The following is a 16,546-nucleotide window of genomic DNA, read 5'->3' as shown; positions in this document are numbered from 1 at the left end:
CACCTTAACATTTTTTTACCATTTATACTCATCCTTTTTAGCTTTTACATAAACATTATCATTTATAACTTCGACTTCGTATGTATTAAGTCCTTTTCTATTACTTGGCAGCTGACCTGTCTTCAAATCAAATTCCCATCCATGGACGGGACAAATAACTTTACAATTTTCTACTAAACCCTCATGAATCAAATGTGTTTTTTGGTGGGGACAAATATTACTAACAGCAAAAATTTCATTTTCCACTTTAAAGATGGCAATTTCTACATCATCCACAAAAAATTTTTTCCCAACCTTTTCTTTTAATTCACTATAACTACATACCTTTTTAAATTCTGATAGTATATTATTCATACCAGTTGTTCAAATTTTTCTTTCACTGAGTATCCTTTGTCAGTTTGTGTAACAGTAGCTGCTGCTGAAAATGGGTCGTGTTCAAAAAATAAAATCCAATTTTCTTTTATAGCGCTCTTTAAAATATCTTTTTTTTCTTCTATAGTTATCAATGGTTGTAAGTCATACGCCATTACATAAGGAATTGGAATATGTGAACTTGTAGGAAATAAATCAGCACAATATAGTAGTGTGTTTGAAGAATCTGCAACTTTAACAAGTTGCTGCGAAAATGTATGTCCATTAACCACAATTAACTCTATTTCATCATCTAAATTATATTTTCCATTTAACAATTCTAACTGATTATGTTCATAAAGCGGAAGAAATCTTTCATTAAAGAAGCTTGCTCTATCGCGCTCGGAAGGGTTCCGAGCCCATTCAAACTGCTTTTCCTGAACATAATATTTGGCATTTGGAAAAGTAGGTAGCCATTTACCATCAACTAATTTTGTTGAACCACCCGTATGATCAAAATGAAGGTGGGTCAAAATTACATCTGTAATTTCTTCAGAGGTGATATTTTTTTTCGATAAAGAACTCAATAACGGTTCCTGCAGCTGATTAACACGATAAATCCTCCTAAATTTGTCGTTCCAATCACCCCCCAATCCAGTATCGACTAAAATTTTTCTATTAGCACTTTCAAGAAGTAATAATCTGGCACCGAGCGTTATACGGTTTATTTCGTCTGGTGGATTGGTTTTTTCCCACAATGGTCTAGGTACTACACCAAACATTGCACCACCATCAAGCGCAAAACTTCCGGTTTCAATATAACTTATTTTGTATTTGCCTACTTGCATATCAACACTTTTTTATTATTGACTATTTATTATTTTCAAAAAGTAATTAACTTTTCATTTAAATATAAAAATAATAGAAGTAGCGGGAAAAACAAGTTATAATTTTTATTCTTGCCAATACACTTTTATCAATGCTGTCCAAAATAATTTTGGAATCAAATCCCGAAGGGATGAATTGCCAAATAAATTTAGAAAACTTCAAGATTTTGGACTGCTCTACTTGTCTTGTAAATCAGTCCCTATCTCGTCCCTACGGGACTTTTAACTTAAGTTTGATATTTATTTATTCTATAACTATATAATCCCTAAAGGGATTAGATTGGTTTAAGGATAATCAAAGCTTTATTGTCCCCTCAGGACAAAATATTTATAGGATAAAGAACAGAGAAATAGATTAAGTCCATTTAGGGACGAAATAAAAAATATATTGGACAGATATTTTACATTGAAATGCTGTAAATCTGACAACAATTTTCTAAAACCAAAATAACTATGCAACAAAATAGCTGTTAAAAAGAGAATGTTTAATATCATTTATCCCAACCTAAGCATTAGAAAATTATATATTCACCTTTACTTGTCACTTTTCTACATACTATCTTTATTTATCTTTTTTATTTATAAATTCTTCTCTTTACTTTATTCTTACTTTTTCTGTTCTAATTGTCTTTAGTCGTTATTCTACAATAAAGTAATAAGGTTGAGCCACTCTGAATTTTATAAAAATGATTGGGCGAAGGGGCCTTGGCCTCACATCTGTTTTCATAAGTTGACAAAACTAAAAAGATACTGTCTTTGTGACTCCTGACTTTATCGGGGCGAAGTAATCACTAGCATTAAGATGGTCGGCACAATTTTGTGCTTGGTATTGCTTTATTCGCTTCGTTCGTTCGCAATGACTGCAAGGGGGTTATTTATTTTTAGCGGCGGTCACAAAAACACGGGAAGTAACAACATAAGAATTACTGTCGTTGCGAGGGAGCTCATTGCACTTTTCATTAAGGCAACCGAAGCAATCTCTAATGAAAGAAAAATGGTAGAACTTTTTTGTTGGAGATTGATACCCTACACTGCCAATAGGCAGATTTTCACAATGAATTCATTCCTAATAATTTTATAGATTTGGGTATAAACTAAAAAGGCTGCTCAAAAAGTTGGAATTTTGAGTCAGCCTCTTTTTTAACAAATTAGAAACATTTTTCTTTACACTTCAATTGAAATGGAAACTTTATCTTCCCATTGCATCGAGCTTTTCTTTCTTAGCCAATAATTCTTCTTTTGATTCAACGTGTTTTGGATCGGGTATGCAACAATCTACAGGGCAAACTGCTGCACATTGTGGTTCATCATGAAATCCTACGCATTCAGTGCACTTATCAGGAACAATATAAAAGTAATCGTTAGAAAAGAATCCTGTTGCACCAGATGGAGCTGGGTCATCAGGACCATATGTTTTTCCACCTAATTCCCAATTTGCACCTCCCTCATAGATTGCAGTATTTGGGCATTCAGGCTCGCATGCTCCGCAGTTTATGCATTCATCAGTTATCATAATAGACATGGTAGAATCTCCTGTATTATTAAAAGTTTAGTTAAGGACATGTTAGTATAAAAATCTACTTACTCAGCTATTTTTTCAAAATTTGCACTTGTTACAAATAGTTTTTAAAGCAAGTGATTTCTTATCATTTTTTAACACCAGGCAGGTATTTCCTAACTAAGTAACCATTCACTGAGCTGTCACATATAGAGCTTATTTAAAAACTAAAGCGCAAAAACATGAAAAACCTGCTATGGATAGCCTTTATTTAATCAAGATTAAAAATAGCCAATTAAGTAATTGGATTAAAAACATCTTTTCAAAATCAATCAAATAATAAGAAAACCAGCAGTGAACTTCAAGCAATAATTGATAAGTAATCTTTTTTTACCAACTTCCGCTTGCGCCGCCGCCACCAAAAGAACCGCCACCTCCAGAAAATCCACCAAATCCTCCGCCTCCAAATCCACCACCACCTCTTCTACCACTACTACCTAAGATAGAACCTAATAGCAGCCAGGTGCCTAATCCGCCGCCTCTCCTTCCAGATAACAAAAAAATTATCAAGAACAAAATTAAGTAAATAAATGGAAAACCTATTTTTTCATCTTCGTTCTTTTTACTGTTTTTGTATTCACCCTTAGTCGCATCTATAATAGTTTTTAACCCTGCTTTAATCCCATCATAATAATCATCGTTAATAAAGTAAGGTCTAACTTCATTTCTTAAAATTGAACTTGCAAGAGCATCAGGTAATACAGCTTCTAAACCATATCCAACTTCAATTCTCATCTTTCTATCATTTTTAGCGACAAAAAAAAGCACACCATTATTATTTTTTTCAGTTCCAATTTTATTTTCTGACGCAACTTTATAAGTATAATCTTCAATAGGGTAACCGTTTAAGGTTGGTATCATAAGAAATACAATTTGAGTAGAGGTTGAATCGTCAAAAGATTTTAATAATGAATTCAAATCGTATAATTGAGAATTTGACAATGTACCAGTAAAATCATTTGCATAATACTTCAACTGTGGTATCTCTGGTTGAGCGTACAGAAACAATGGGATAAAGCAACTCAATAAAAATTTTCTAAACAATTTCACTCCTTTATTCTGCATTCTGAATTCTGAATTCAAAATTGTACTTTAGGTGCTTGTTCAGCACCTTCTTGAGCTTTAAAATATTGTTTTTCCCTGAAGCCAGTCATATTTGCAATAAAATTAGCTGGGAACTTTTTAATAGCAGTGTTATAGGACTGTACGACTTGGTTAAATTTTTGTCTTTCTACTGTTATTCTATTTTCAGTTCCTTCCAGTTGAGCTTGTAAGGTTAAGAAATTTTCGTTTGCTTTTAATTGGGGATAATTTTCAGAAACTACTAACAACCGCGAAATAGCATTACCCAGATTATCTTGAGCTTGTTGAAACTTTTGAAAAGCTTGGGGGTCACTTAATTGATCGGCAGATAATTTTATTTGTCCAACCCGAGCTCTAGCTTCAGTAACTGCAGTGTAAGTTTCCTTTTCAAAATTAGCTACACCTTTAACTGTAGCAACCAAATTTGGTATAAGGTCGGCTCTTCTTTGGTAGACATTTTCAACTTGTCCCCACGCTTGATTAACTCCTTCATTTAAACTAACTAGCTTATTGTAAGTACTAATTCCCCATATTACAAAGATTCCAATTATTATTAGAATAAAAGCTCCCACGCTGCAGCCGATTAATAGTCCTTTATTTTTCATTATACCTCCTCAAATAATTTTCATTAAAAAATTTACTGTCCTTTATGGAAATATAATTCAGCAAGAAATCATTCCGATTCAATTTGTTAAACTTCTCGAGGGTGCAGGAATTCTGCCGCCTCTTCCAACAAAGTTATTACAACTAAGTTGGCTCACTTTCATTATAGGCGCTTTGCCTAGCAGTCCGCCATAGTCAACGAAATCACCGACTTTTTTACCAAAAGCCGGTATTATTCTTACGGCGGTAGTCTTATCATTTATCACGCCGATAGCACATTCATCAGCTATAATTCCAGCTATAGTAGCAGATGATGTATCACCTGGAACAGCAATCATATCCAGTCCCACCGAGCATACAGCGGTCATAGCTTCAAGTTTTTCAATTGTCAAATGGCCTAATTGTGCAGCTTTAATCATGCCGGCATCTTCGCTTACAGGGATAAAAGCGCCGCTCATGCCGCCGACAGAAGAACTTGCCATCAATCCAGCTTTTTTTACAGAGTCGTTCAACATCGCAAGAGCAGCAGTGGTGCCAGGTGCTCCTACATCTTCGACTCCCATTGCTTTTAATATTTCCGCAATACTATCTCCTTCTGCTGGAGTTGGAGCTAAAGAAATATCGACTATTCCAAAACTTACATTTAGCTTTTCAGCTAATTTTCTTCCGATTAGTTCACCAGCTCGTGTAATTTTGAAAATAGTTTTTTTAATTACTTCTGAAAGCATTTGAAGGTCGACCTTACCAGCTTCTCTAATTGCATCTAAGACTACACCAGGGCCACTAATACCAACATTTAGCGCAACCTCTGGTTCACTTACCCCATGAAAAGCACCGGCAACAAAGGGGTTATCTTCCACAGCATTTGCAAAAACAACAAGTTTAGCACAGCCGATAGAGTCATTTTCTTTTGTTTTTTCTGCGGTGGATTTAATAACATCTGCCATCATTAGAACCGCATCCATGTTAATACCAGCTTTAGTAGATGCAACGTTAACGCTTGAGCAAACTCTTTTAGTTGAAGAAATGGCATCGGGAATTGATTTAATCAATTCTCGTTCTCCGTTTGTCATGCCTTTTTGAACCAATGCCGAAAAGCCAGCGATATAATCAATCCCAATTTCTTCAGCAGCTTTATCCATAATTTTAGCTATTTCAATAAATTCATAATAACCAAACGAATCAAAAGGAATTGAAATTGGTGTAACAGATATTCTCCTATTAGCAATTGAAATTCCAAATTGCGATTCTACTTCTTTTGCAAGTTTAACGTGATTCTTACCATATTTCAAAATCTTATCATAAATTTTTTGTTTTGCTATTTCAATATTTCTATCATAACAATCACGCAGACTAATACCTAATGTAACAGTTCGAATATCGAAATGTTCAATTTCGGTCATTCGAATTGTTTCAATTATTTCTTCAAATTCGTAAGGCATATATCAGGCTACAATTTGTTTTAGACTGAAAATTTATTAACAAGACTTTTTAACGCACATTTAATTTTAGATTCGGTGCATATATTTAAAAACATCTTCATGTTGCAGATAAATTTTTATTTTTAATTCATCTGCAACTTTAGCCATTTCTTCTTGCAAGGCTTTCAAATCTTTCGGCGAGGTAGAAAGGTCTACTATCATAATCATTGTAAAAAAATCACCCATTAATTTTTGTGAAAGATCCTGAATATCGCAGTTGGACTCAGCAATTGATTTTGTAATAGCGGCAACAATGCCTGGTTTATTTAAGCCAAATGCAGTTAAAATTACTCGGCCAGAGGAAGTATCAGGCTTAGAAAAAGAAATATTGTTATCAGCAAGTTTTTCAATTTTTTCTCTAACTTTTTGTTTTACTAATTCTGGGGTTGCATCCTCTCCTAATTCGGCAATAGTATCGAGCGTAATTTTTCTAATTTCTTCTTCTTTTAACTTCATGGCTTAATACCCTCATATTGTGTTTGCAGATAACGAAGGGTTTTATTTGCTATGTCAATATTTTTTTGAACAGCAAACTTTTCTGCATTTTGAATATTGCCTCTATAAAATCTTAACCATACTAAATCACCAACTACAAAGCCATCAAATATGCGATTTGAAACGAACGAATTAACTGTCCAATAACCTGCAAGCAAATTCCAGCTTAAAGACATCAAGCCAGATAAAATATGCCCCGTATAAATTTGCCCCGCACCAGGCAAAATATAAGAAATTACCTTTGCAAAAGTAACTGAATATTTTTCTTTATCAACACGCTGGCAAATTATTTTTAGCGGATGTTGATTATCTATTTTAGCGAAGCTATTTGCTGCTTTTTCCCATTCATTTGCAAAAATAAATGCCCAGCCGCGCCAATAATTAATTGTGTCTTTTTTTGTATCATACAGAACATTATTATCGAGACTATCCAATAATTGTAGCGCTTCTTCTGTTGTTCTTCTTAGTATATTGGTCCTAATTATTTGAATCTTCGAATTAAATTTCTGTTGGGTTGTAATCGCGTTTTGCTCTGAAATAAAAAAATATTTTATAGCATTGTCAAAATGAGCACCCAATTTATAACACATAGCTATTTGATAATTTGTTTGGTAAGCGTATTGTTTTGCAGTATCAAAAAATTGTAATCGTTTATATTCTGTGATAGCATCAAAATATTGATGTGCAGCGAACAGTTTATTTGCATAGTCAAATTGTAATTTCAATTTGTTTTGGGAAAATAAATCAGTGAATATAGCTATGAATACTAAGAAAAATATGCTTTGATTAATAACTTTCAAAAGACCAGTTCCTTATTTAATAAAATCAATTGATGGCAAAAAATAGTTTCGTTTTTCAAAATACAACTTTATTTCTTTATCGAGATTGAACCTAATTTCTGCATTATAAAGTTGAGCCGAAGCAGCCGAACCATAAATGTTTCCCGCATAGCTAAGCAGAGCAAGACCACTAAAAAGCCAGCCCCGAAATCTATGCGATGCATTAAAATTATCTATTGCTAAAAATGTCAATATACTTGTTGCTACAAATGCTGTAATGCCATCACTAATTTGACCTGAATAAATTTTCCCTGAACCTGGCAAAACCGCTGATAAAAGAGAGGCTTTTAAGGGACTTTTATAAGATGGAAATTTTTTCCGCAAATAAAAATCTTTTATTTTTGATTTAACAGAGTCACTAATAAAATACTGTAAAAAGGCAGTACTGTCGGGCAACGAGATATTATCAAAAAAATAAGAAATTGCACCTAATCTTTTTACTTCTAATAAAAATTTTTCAGGCAAATAATTTTCCTGATTAACAGTTTGTCTAAAAAAAGAATAATTTCTGCTTAAAAACAATGAGCGATAAAATTCTAATTTAGCATAGTCTCCTAAATCTCTATTAAAAAAAATTTCTTTAAAATGATCGGCTGCTTCACTAAAACGAGAAATATTTAATAAGGATTCAGCAAGTTTAAATCTTGCCGTATCGTTTGACTCCTCTTTAAGAAAGGCACGATATTCTTCAGCTGCTCTTAAATAATCTGATTGAGAAAAGAGATAGTTGGCAAATTTCAATCTATTCAATGGAGAAAAAAAGTCTTCCTTTAGGGCTTGGGGAAAAACATTCTCTGTAAATATTGGACAAAAGAGAAATGACAACAATGTAAGCAAAGAGTATAAATGGATTTTATCTATTTTCAGAAAATTCATCAATAATAATTCCACCTGGTTGATATTTTATTTTACTAAAATCAAGTGTATAGTTATAAACAGGGTCATAAAGTTTTCCTGTAATATAATAAGGGTAATGATTTGTTCCCTTAACAGGATTAACATCACGGGTAAATCTATCTACAAACATCAGTAGTCCCTGAAGCAGATTTGTACTTTTAACGGAAGCAACAAAAAAATTAGAACAGGTGGGGTAAAATGGACAGTTATCGCCATCTAAATCAGAAATTAAGAAGTAATAAATATTTTTTGCAGCACTTATTAATTTCGTCTCAAGATTTGAATAGTCAATAGAATAATTTTTCCCAATATCATTTTTAATTTCATAAGAGATTTCTTTACCGCTCCATCTTACCCAGTCTGTCTGAGAATAAACAGCAGCTGCAAGAGAAAAAAACAAAATAAAAATTTTCATGAAGCAATTAATAGTTTTTAGAAATAGAGTTAATCTTTTAACAATTCTCGTGCTATTATAATTCTTTGTATTTCTGATGTACCTTCATAAATTTCAGTTATTTTAGCATCGCGGAGGAATCTTTCCACAAGGTACTCTCTAACATAACCATAGCCGCCATGAATTTGAATAGCTTCAAGAGCACATTCAACGGCTATCTGAGAAGCGAACAATTTAGCCATAGCAGCTTCTTTAACAAATTTTTTACCCGCATCTTTTAATGCTGCTGCTTGAAGTGTAAGTAATTTTGCGGCTTCAACTTTAAGTGCCATATCAGCAAGTTTAAATTGAATTGCTTGATGATTAGCTATTTGAGTACCAAATGCTTTACGTTCTTTAGAATATTTTTTAGCTGCTTCCAAAGAAGCTTCGGCAATGCCCACTGCTTGAGCGGCTATACCAATTCTTCCACCGTTTAATGTTTCCATTGCAAAGTTAAAACCTTTCCCAACTTCCCAAATTATATTTTCCTCAGGCACTTCACAATTTTCAAAAGTTAATGAACTGGTATCAGAACTTCTAATTCCTAGTTTATCTTCCTTTATGCCATGAGCAAATCCAGGCGTACCCTTTTCAACCAAAAATGTTGTTATACCGTGATGTGCTTTTTCTCTGTCAGTCTGAGCCATAACTAAAAAATAATCAGCAGTTGTACCATTAGTTATCCAATTTTTTATACCATTAATAACCCATTTACTCCCGTTTTTATGGGCTAAAGTGTGTTGTTGAGTTGCATCGCTGCCGGCTTCAGGTTCAGAAAGTGCGAATGCACCTAACTTTTCACCTTTAGCTAATGGTCTCAAGTATTTGTTTTTGATATAATCGCTGCCATATTTTTCAATGCCAAAACAAACAAGTGAGTTATTAACCGACATTATTACTCCTACGCTAGCATCAACTTTACTTATTTCAATCATTGCAAGCACATAAGAAACAGTATCCAAGCCGGCTCCATCCCATTCCGGTGAAACCATCATCCCCATAAAGCCAAGTTCACCTAATTTCTTTACTATTTCCTTAGGGAACTCTCCGTTTTTGTCTCTTTCAACTGCTGAAGGCGCTATTTCGGATTCCGCAAATTCTCTCGCGGTTTGCTGAATCATCAGTTGTTCTTCTGTAAAATCAAAATTCATTTTCAACCTCTTATTTTAAAAATTACTTTTGGTAATTTGTTTGTACAATGATTCCTTTTGGGATATCATTTAATACTAAAAATAAATTATTCATGGTTTCTTTGCAATGAAACTTATAAATAACAATATGTGGTATTCTAAAAATACTCAATTCATAAGGTGATAAAGCACAAGTTCTTCATCGAATATTATTTGAAGTATTACTTTTGTGAACCCTAATTTCATATTTTATTTCATTGCATTTCTAAAGAGTTATTACAATTAGTAAGATATACTGTGAATTAATATTGCATCCTTTTCTAAAAATCATTAAGTTTTCAGTGCCACAGTCCTTTTGTTGACGGACAGTGGCAATTTTTTTTATCCACTAAAAGGAGAGTTTTACTGTGAGCAACTTTGTATATCTAAGCAAGGAAAGAATGCACGAATTGGAAAAAGAATTGGCAGAACTAAAAAACAACGGCAGGAAAAAAATGGCAGAGAGAATTGCAGAGGCTCGTTCTCATGGCGACCTCTCGGAAAATGCAGAATACGACGCAGCAAAAGAGGAACAGGGTTTACTCGAACTGAAAATTAGTAAACTGGAAGACATCCTTTCTAGGGCACGTCTTGTAGATTTATCAGCCATGCCAAAAGACCAGTCCCACATTCTCTCTACTCTTGAAGTGCTAAATTTGAACAATAAGAAAAAATTTAGATACACATTAGTTTCTCCAGAAGAAGCTGACCTCGAAAAAGGAAAAATTTCCATATCATCACCGGTCGGACAAGCATTGATGGGTGTTAAAGTGGGACAAACTGTAGAAGCCAAAGTGCCAGCGGGTATAATTAGATTTGAGATTTTGTCAATTGAATAATTCAATAAATAGATTTTTCGCAATCTTCTATTCTCTAAATTATTAATGTTTGATGAAGTCTATAGAACAAAAAGTATTAAAGTTTATTGATGATAATTGCCTAATAGAAAAGGGTGATTCAATTTTGATTGCACTTAGCGGCGGACCAGATTCTATTTTTTCACTTTTTTTCCTAAACAAGTACAAAAAAAAATTTAATGTAAAGCTTGCCGCTTTTCATGTTAATCATAAATTGAGAGGGAAAGAGGCTGATAACGACGAGGAATTTTGCAAAAAAATTTGCAGTGATTTATCTATACAATTTTCATCTGTTAAAGTTAACGTTCGCGCTTACGCAAAGAAAAACAAAATATCTGTTGAGCAAGCCGCAAGAAAATTACGTTACGATAGCCTGCAAAAGTATGCTGATAAACACGGCTTTAATAAAATTCTTACCGCTCATAATCTCGATGACAATGCTGAAACTATCCTATTAAATTTATTTTCTGGCACAGGTATAAACGGAATTGCTGGTATTCCTATTAAAAGAGAAAATATAATTAGACCAGTCTTATGCTTAAGCAAAAAGGAAATTATCCAGTATTTGGACAAACATAAAATTAATTATAGAATAGACAGTACAAATATCACGGACGACTACAAAAGAAATTTTATCAGAAATAATATCGTTCCATTAATTAAAAGCAAAATTAATAGCTCATTTGAAAGTGCATTATTCAGAAGCAGTAAAATAGTAGAAGAAAACCTTAAACTTTTTGAAACACTCGTTCAAAGAATAATTGATAAATTTATCGTTATAAAAAAGAATGAAATTTCGATTTACTTAAAAATATTGGATGAGATTGATAAAGAACACTTGGGCCAAATTCTAAAAAAAATTTTTACAGAAAAACTAAAAATAGAATTCTCATACAAAGTTCATGTTGCATTAATTTCTTTAATTGAAAAACAAACAGGCAAAAAAATTAATTTGAGCAACAACTATATAGCCCTTAGAGAAAGAGATAAAATTTTAATCTATAAGAATCAAGAAAAAGATAAGCAGCAACAAATATTAAAAATAGGACAATCTGTTAATTTTAATGGCAAAGAAATCCATTTAGAAGAAACTAAAAATTTTAATGGTGATTTTTCTTCTAACGGTAAAGTAGAGTTTATTTCGGGCGATAAAATTGAAGAAAATTTTGTTTTGCGCTGTTGGAAGGCGGGAGATAAATTCATTCCATTAGGAATGAAAAATCTTAAAAAAGTATCTGACTTTCTTAACGAACAAAAAATCCCTGCAAAAGAAAAAAAAACATGGCCTGTGCTTGTTAATAGGAACAACATAGTATGGGTGGTTGGTTTAAGAATAGACGATAGGTACAAGATTGATTCAAAAACTAAAAAGATAATAAAACTATGGACAGCGTAAATAACAATGAAAAAGAATTATGGATTGGTGATGAGAAATTTATACCCTTTCTAAGCGAAGAAGAAATCCAAAAGAGAAATGCTGAATTAGGAAAAGAAATCTCTAATGAATATCGCTCAAAACTTCCTATATTTATAGGAGTATTGAACGGTTCTTTCATTTTTATGTCAGATTTAATGAAAAATATAAATATTAATTGTGAAATCGATTTTTTTAAACTTTCTAGTTATGGAGATGAAAAAATTTCATCCGGACGTGTAAGACTAGTTAAAGAATTAAACGCAGATATTAGAGATAGACACATTATAATTGTTGAGGATATCGTAGACACTGGTTTATCAATAAAATATATTGAAGAATTAATTATGGAACATAAACCAGCAAGCATGAAAGTGGTTACTTTACTTCTTAAACCTGATAGTCTAAAATATGATGTTAAAATTGATTATATTGGTTTTAAGATTCCAAATAAATTTGTAATCGGCTATGGACTTGATTACGCTCAAAAATATCGGAATTTAAGATCAATTTATGTATTAAGTGAATAAAGGAAAATTATTAGATGAACTTAAAGCTAAATAAATGGTATATGGCAAACAATGCTAACAACGGCAATAATCCAAAGGCAAATAAAAAAGGGTCTAATTCTCCTCAAAAGCCGGATGGTGATTTTGATTGGGGTAAAATTATTAGAACCGTCTTTAGCTGGGGCGCAGTAATTGTTGCAGCTGTAATTGTAATGCAATTTATGAAGTCAAGCTCTAACAGTGCAGTTGAAGTAACATACGATGTGTATCAAAATCTCCTAAATGAAAACAAAATAAGTGAAGCTAAGATATATAAAACAGATGTTAATGATTATCGATTTGAAGGCACTCTTAAAGAAAGAGAGAACATAAATATTCATGGCACTTTAACCCCAGTAAAAATCATATCGGTTACATTAGTTGACCCAATAATACAAGACCAAGTTAAAATATGGAATGAAAAACAAATTAAATATACCTTCATAAAAGAATCTAATGAATGGTTTACTGTTCTTATTGGATTGTTACCTTGGATTATAATTTTTGGCGTATGGATTCTTTTTATGAGAAGGATGCAAGCTGGAGCCGGTGGAACTAAAGGCATTTTTAATTTTGGAAAAAGTAGAGCAAAATTAATTTCCGAATCTGCTGTTAAAGTAACTTTTAAGGATGTTGCTGGTGCTGATGAAGCTAAACAAGAATTAGAAGAAATTATTGAGTTCTTAAAAGAGCCAAGTAAATTTCAAAGATTAGGAGGTAAAATCCCACGCGGAGTTTTGCTATTAGGACCTCCGGGAACTGGAAAAACTTTACTTGCAAGAGCTGTAGCCGGCGAGGCAGGAGTACCATTCTTTTCCATAAGTGGTGCGGATTTCGTTGAAATGTTTGTTGGAGTTGGCGCAAGCCGTGTACGTGACTTATTTGAACAAGGTAAAAAAAATGCACCATGTATAATTTTTATTGATGAAATTGATGCTGTTGGCAGACATAGAGGCGCTGGATTAGGAGGCGGCCATGACGAACGCGAACAAACCCTAAATCAACTTCTGGTAGAAATGGACGGCTTCGAGCAAAATAGCGGCGTTATCATTATCGCTGCAACAAATAGACCCGATGTTTTAGACCCCGCATTATTAAGACCCGGAAGATTCGATCGCCAAGTAGTTGTTGATAGACCCGATGTTAAAGGACGTGAAGGAATCCTTAAAGTACATACAAGAAGAATACCTTTAGATTCAGATGTTGATTTGGAAGTACTAGCTAAAGGAACACCGGGTTTAGCTGGTGCCGAAATTGCAAATATGGTCAACGAAGCAGCTTTACTTGCTGCACGGAAAAATAAAAAGAAAGTTAGTATGGACGATTTCGAAGAAGCTAAAGATAAAGTAATGATGGGCATGGAGAGAAAGAGCCTTATTATTTCTGAAGAAGAAAAAAAGGTAACTGCCTATCATGAAATTGGACACGTACTCGTAGCAAGAATGATTCCAGAAGCGGACCCTGTTCATAAGGTTACAATAATTCCTCGTGGACGCGCACTTGGAGTTACCACTTACCTGCCTGTGGATGAAAAACACACTTATTCCAAAGAGTATTTGGAAGCTATGATAACTTATGCACTCGGCGGCAGAGCTGCTGAAAAAATAGTTTTTAACAGATATACTACCGGTGCAGGTAATGATATTGAAAAAGCTACCAATATCGCCCGAAAAATGGTATGTGAATGGGGTATGAGTGAAAAACTTGGACCATTAGCTTACGGCGCTAAAGAGGAAGAAATTTTCTTGGGCAGAGAAATTACTAAACATAAAGACTTCAGCGAAAAAACTGCTCAAGAAATAGATAGTGAAATTAAAAAAATAGTTGTTACATGCATGGAGCGTGCTGAAAATATACTAAAAAATAATATAGATTTATTACATAAGCTGTCTAAAGAATTGTTAGAAAGAGAAATACTCGATTCTGAAGAGATAGAAAAAATAATTAAAGGCGAAGAATTGCCGCCTGTGAAGAGAAATGGTTCAAAGTCAGATGAAAAAGAAATTCCTGAGCATGTTCAAAAATTAATTGAAGAGAAAAAAAAGAGAGAATCTGAAAAACAGACAAATAATGCGAAAGATACCAGCAATTGATAATGGCCATATTGACTATAAAAGTGAGATTTTAAGAAAAGCTATTCATCTTTGTTCGTTGTCTATTCCAATTGTTTATTATTTCATTAGTAAACAATTAGCACTCAGCATTTTGGTTCCCCTTGCATTTCTATCTTTAATCATAGACCTTGCCCGATATTTTAACAGCGCCTTTAGCGAATTTTTTTATAAGGTCTTTGGATTCATGCTGCGTAAACATGAAAAGGATAATACTAAAAAGAACTTAAATGGCGCTACTTACGTGCTTATCTCAGCTGTTCTTGTAATTTTACTTTTCCCAAAACCTTTAGCAATTACTGCTTTCGCTGTACTAATTATTGGTGATTTGTCCGCTGCTTTAGTTGGTAGAAGATTCGGACGTACTAAATTTCTTAGTAAAAGTCTTGAGGGTACAGCTGCTTTTTTCTTTTTTTCCAGTATTGTTATCTTATTTACTCCAAAAATCAATGGGAGTCCCTTAGAATATCTAATTGGTTTTATTGCTGTAGCAATAGGCGCCATTGTCGAAAATATAAGCTTTGGCTGGGCAGACGATAATTTAACTATCCCGATTAGCGTCGCAATTTCAATGTGGATTTTATACACAATTCTTTTTCCTAATTTACCCTTAGTACTTTTAAACGTGCCAAACTAATTTGAAACAATAAAAGGCATTTTTTGTATAACTCATAAAATTTAACCGGGTCAGTATGAAAATAAAATTACTAGAAGCTCACACTTTCACTTTTCTTTTGATAGTTGCACTAACTCTCCTTTTATTTTCTGCATGCAACGAAAAAAAGCCTGCCGTTGGAAGCGAAGATGATATTTACGTGATTGCTGATTCATCAGAATATTATGACCTTGAAGGTTCATTGCTGACTGTATTTAGCAAGGTGATTTATACTCCACAACCTGAAATATTGTTCAATTTGAAAAGAAAAAATTTATCTGAACTTGACAACCTGAAAGTTTTTAAAAACATAATAATAATTGCTCCTCTAAATTCTAACTCCCAAACTTCTAAGTACATTAATTCGATCTTAGATCCAAAGGTTAAACAACTTGTTAATGAAGATTCAGTCACTGTTATAAATAAATATAACTTATGGGCTGACGGCCAGTTAGTTATGTTCTTAACAGCTCCTACATTAGAAAAATTAAATCAGAGTATTTTAAAGCAAAGCGAAAATTTACTCCACTATTTCCAAAAAGAATCTGATGATCGACTTTTTAAAAGTTTATACAACCCCAGATACGAAAAGAAAGACATTGAAGCAAAATTTCTTAAAGATTATGGCTGGATGATATACGTACAAGCTGACTATTTGTTGGCATTAAATGTTCCTAACGACCATTTTGTCTGGTTGCGCAGAGCACCGGGTTCAGATATGGAAAGATGGATTTTTATTTACTGGAAAGATAATGCATCGCCAGAAGACCTTAATCGAGATTCAGTTTACGCTATACGTAATCGATTGACAAAAAAATTCTACCGAACAAGCGATAATAAAAGCTATGTAGAAATTTCAGACGATTACATAACTACAAAAGAAGTAAATTTTCTTGGCAGATATGCTCTTATGACTCAAGGTCTGTGGAGAATGGATGATAAAAGTATGGGGGGACCTTTTGTCAATTATGTTTTTTATGATACTAAGACTAAAAGAATATATATGCTTGACGGTTCAATTTATGCACCTAAGTATTACAAAAAATCTCTAATTCAACAGGTAGATGTTATACTTCGTTCTTTTATGACAGAAAGTGAATTAAGCAAAGACAAAAAACAAGATATTTTAAGCTATTACCCTAAACAAAATGAAAAACAATAA

Annotated in this window: 18 protein-coding genes; 7 read left to right on the top strand and 11 right to left on the bottom strand. The window is 33.2% G+C overall.

All coding sequences use genetic code 11. The features are described from left to right. Positions 1-15: 15 nt before the first annotated feature. Positions 16-354, bottom strand: coding sequence for a nitrite reductase small subunit NirD (nirD, locus tag ABRY23_06235; protein ID MFA3782650.1), 339 nt, complete (start codon positions 352-354; stop codon positions 16-18). Beyond that, positions 351-1,199 (bottom strand): MBL fold metallo-hydrolase, encoded by an 849-nt coding sequence (locus ABRY23_06230; protein ID MFA3782649.1) that lies wholly within the window; start codon positions 1,197-1,199, stop codon positions 351-353. The genes nirD and ABRY23_06230 overlap by 4 nt, the downstream gene beginning before the upstream one ends. A gap of 841 nt (positions 1,200-2,040) precedes the next feature. Between ABRY23_06230 and ABRY23_06225 the strand changes: the two genes are divergently transcribed. Continuing rightward, positions 2,041-2,319, top strand: coding sequence for a hypothetical protein (locus ABRY23_06225; protein ID MFA3782648.1), 279 nt, complete (start codon positions 2,041-2,043; stop codon positions 2,317-2,319). A gap of 108 nt (positions 2,320-2,427) precedes the next feature. On the opposite strand, the gene ABRY23_06220 is transcribed toward ABRY23_06225, so the two are convergent. The 9 genes from ABRY23_06220 to ABRY23_06180 form a co-directional block, all read right to left on the bottom strand. Further along, positions 2,428-2,760 (bottom strand): 4Fe-4S dicluster domain-containing protein, encoded by a 333-nt coding sequence (locus ABRY23_06220; GenBank protein MFA3782647.1) that lies wholly within the window; start codon positions 2,758-2,760, stop codon positions 2,428-2,430. Between the two features lie 366 nt (positions 2,761-3,126). Then, entirely contained in the window at positions 3,127-3,840 is a 714-nt protein-coding gene (locus ABRY23_06215) for a YgcG family protein (protein ID MFA3782646.1), read from the bottom strand. A 35-nt stretch (positions 3,841-3,875) separates the two neighbouring features. Next, positions 3,876-4,484 (bottom strand): LemA family protein, encoded by a 609-nt coding sequence (locus ABRY23_06210; protein ID MFA3782645.1) that lies wholly within the window; start codon positions 4,482-4,484, stop codon positions 3,876-3,878. A gap of 78 nt (positions 4,485-4,562) precedes the next feature. Next, on the bottom strand, positions 4,563-5,924 hold the full coding sequence (locus ABRY23_06205) for a PFL family protein (GenBank protein ID MFA3782644.1): 1,362 nt from the start codon (positions 5,922-5,924) through the stop codon (positions 4,563-4,565). 66 nt (positions 5,925-5,990) lie between these two features. After that, positions 5,991-6,419, bottom strand: coding sequence for an ACT domain-containing protein (locus ABRY23_06200; GenBank protein MFA3782643.1), 429 nt, complete (start codon positions 6,417-6,419; stop codon positions 5,991-5,993). Continuing rightward, entirely contained in the window at positions 6,416-7,258 is an 843-nt protein-coding gene (locus tag ABRY23_06195; protein MFA3782642.1) for a hypothetical protein, read from the bottom strand. Before ABRY23_06195 ends, ABRY23_06200 begins: the two co-directional genes overlap by 4 nt. 12 nt (positions 7,259-7,270) lie before the next feature. Then, positions 7,271-8,047, bottom strand: a complete 777-nt coding sequence (locus ABRY23_06190) for a tetratricopeptide repeat protein (GenBank protein ID MFA3782641.1) — start codon at positions 8,045-8,047, stop codon at positions 7,271-7,273. A gap of 103 nt (positions 8,048-8,150) precedes the next feature. Beyond that, a complete protein-coding gene (yidD, locus tag ABRY23_06185; GenBank protein ID MFA3782640.1) occupies positions 8,151-8,609 on the bottom strand; it encodes a membrane protein insertion efficiency factor YidD in 459 nt (152 codons plus the stop codon). A gap of 29 nt (positions 8,610-8,638) precedes the next feature. Next, on the bottom strand, positions 8,639-9,781 hold the full coding sequence (locus tag ABRY23_06180; GenBank protein ID MFA3782639.1) for an acyl-CoA dehydrogenase: 1,143 nt from the start codon (positions 9,779-9,781) through the stop codon (positions 8,639-8,641). A 386-nt stretch (positions 9,782-10,167) separates the two neighbouring features. Here ABRY23_06180 and greA point away from each other — a divergent pair, with 386 nt between their 5' ends. From greA to ABRY23_06150, 6 genes are read left to right on the top strand one after another with little or no spacing between them, the layout of a single operon-like run. Beyond that, positions 10,168-10,638 carry a transcription elongation factor GreA gene (gene greA, locus ABRY23_06175; protein MFA3782638.1) on the top strand — a complete coding sequence of 157 codons (471 nt, stop codon included), beginning with the start codon at positions 10,168-10,170 and terminating at the stop codon, positions 10,636-10,638. 52 nt (positions 10,639-10,690) lie between these two features. Then, the gene (tilS, locus tag ABRY23_06170; GenBank protein MFA3782637.1) at positions 10,691-12,052 is read left to right on the top strand and encodes a tRNA lysidine(34) synthetase TilS; all 1,362 of its coding nucleotides are present in this window, start codon (positions 10,691-10,693) and stop codon (positions 12,050-12,052) included. After that, positions 12,040-12,600, top strand: a complete 561-nt coding sequence (gene hpt, locus ABRY23_06165; protein ID MFA3782636.1) for a hypoxanthine phosphoribosyltransferase — start codon at positions 12,040-12,042, stop codon at positions 12,598-12,600. The genes tilS and hpt overlap by 13 nt, the downstream gene beginning before the upstream one ends. A 14-nt stretch (positions 12,601-12,614) precedes the next feature. Then, entirely contained in the window at positions 12,615-14,711 is a 2,097-nt protein-coding gene (ftsH, locus tag ABRY23_06160) for an ATP-dependent zinc metalloprotease FtsH (protein ID MFA3782635.1), read from the top strand. Beyond that, a complete protein-coding gene (locus ABRY23_06155; GenBank protein MFA3782634.1) occupies positions 14,689-15,366 on the top strand; it encodes a diacylglycerol/polyprenol kinase family protein in 678 nt (225 codons plus the stop codon). The genes ftsH and ABRY23_06155 overlap by 23 nt, the downstream gene beginning before the upstream one ends. Before the next feature lie 55 nt (positions 15,367-15,421). Next, on the top strand, positions 15,422-16,546 hold the full coding sequence (locus tag ABRY23_06150; GenBank protein ID MFA3782633.1) for a DUF4837 family protein: 1,125 nt from the start codon (positions 15,422-15,424) through the stop codon (positions 16,544-16,546).

It is taken from the genome of Melioribacteraceae bacterium 4301-Me (assembly GCA_041538185.1).
Taxonomy (GTDB): Bacteria; Bacteroidota; Ignavibacteria; order Ignavibacteriales; family Melioribacteraceae; genus Pyranulibacter; species Pyranulibacter aquaticus.
The sequence above is the reverse complement of the archived record's forward strand: the minus strand, read 5'-3'. Positions and strand labels throughout refer to the sequence as shown.

Bases quoted from the DNA above. Each gene is read 5' to 3' on its own strand.
- ABRY23_06230 (MFA3782649.1), bottom strand. From the start codon at position 1,199: ATGCAAGTAGGCAAATACAAAATAAGTTATATTGAAACCGGAAGTTTT.
- ABRY23_06180 (MFA3782639.1), bottom strand. From the start codon at position 9,781: ATGAATTTTGATTTTACAGAAGAACAACTGATGATTCAGCAAACCGCG.
- tilS (MFA3782637.1), top strand. From the start codon at position 10,691: ATGAAGTCTATAGAACAAAAAGTATTAAAGTTTATTGATGATAATTGC.
- hpt (MFA3782636.1), top strand. From the start codon at position 12,040: ATGGACAGCGTAAATAACAATGAAAAAGAATTATGGATTGGTGATGAG.
- ABRY23_06205 (MFA3782644.1), bottom strand. From the start codon at position 5,924: ATGCCTTACGAATTTGAAGAAATAATTGAAACAATTCGAATGACCGAA.
- ftsH (MFA3782635.1), top strand. From the start codon at position 12,615: ATGAACTTAAAGCTAAATAAATGGTATATGGCAAACAATGCTAACAAC.
- nirD (MFA3782650.1), bottom strand. From the start codon at position 354: ATGAATAATATACTATCAGAATTTAAAAAGGTATGTAGTTATAGTGAA.
- ABRY23_06225 (MFA3782648.1), top strand. From the start codon at position 2,041: ATGGTCGGCACAATTTTGTGCTTGGTATTGCTTTATTCGCTTCGTTCG.
- yidD (MFA3782640.1), bottom strand. From the start codon at position 8,609: ATGAAAATTTTTATTTTGTTTTTTTCTCTTGCAGCTGCTGTTTATTCT.
- ABRY23_06210 (MFA3782645.1), bottom strand. From the start codon at position 4,484: ATGAAAAATAAAGGACTATTAATCGGCTGCAGCGTGGGAGCTTTTATT.
- ABRY23_06150 (MFA3782633.1), top strand. From the start codon at position 15,422: ATGAAAATAAAATTACTAGAAGCTCACACTTTCACTTTTCTTTTGATA.
- ABRY23_06155 (MFA3782634.1), top strand. From the start codon at position 14,689: ATGCGAAAGATACCAGCAATTGATAATGGCCATATTGACTATAAAAGT.
- ABRY23_06200 (MFA3782643.1), bottom strand. From the start codon at position 6,419: ATGAAGTTAAAAGAAGAAGAAATTAGAAAAATTACGCTCGATACTATT.
- ABRY23_06220 (MFA3782647.1), bottom strand. From the start codon at position 2,760: ATGTCTATTATGATAACTGATGAATGCATAAACTGCGGAGCATGCGAG.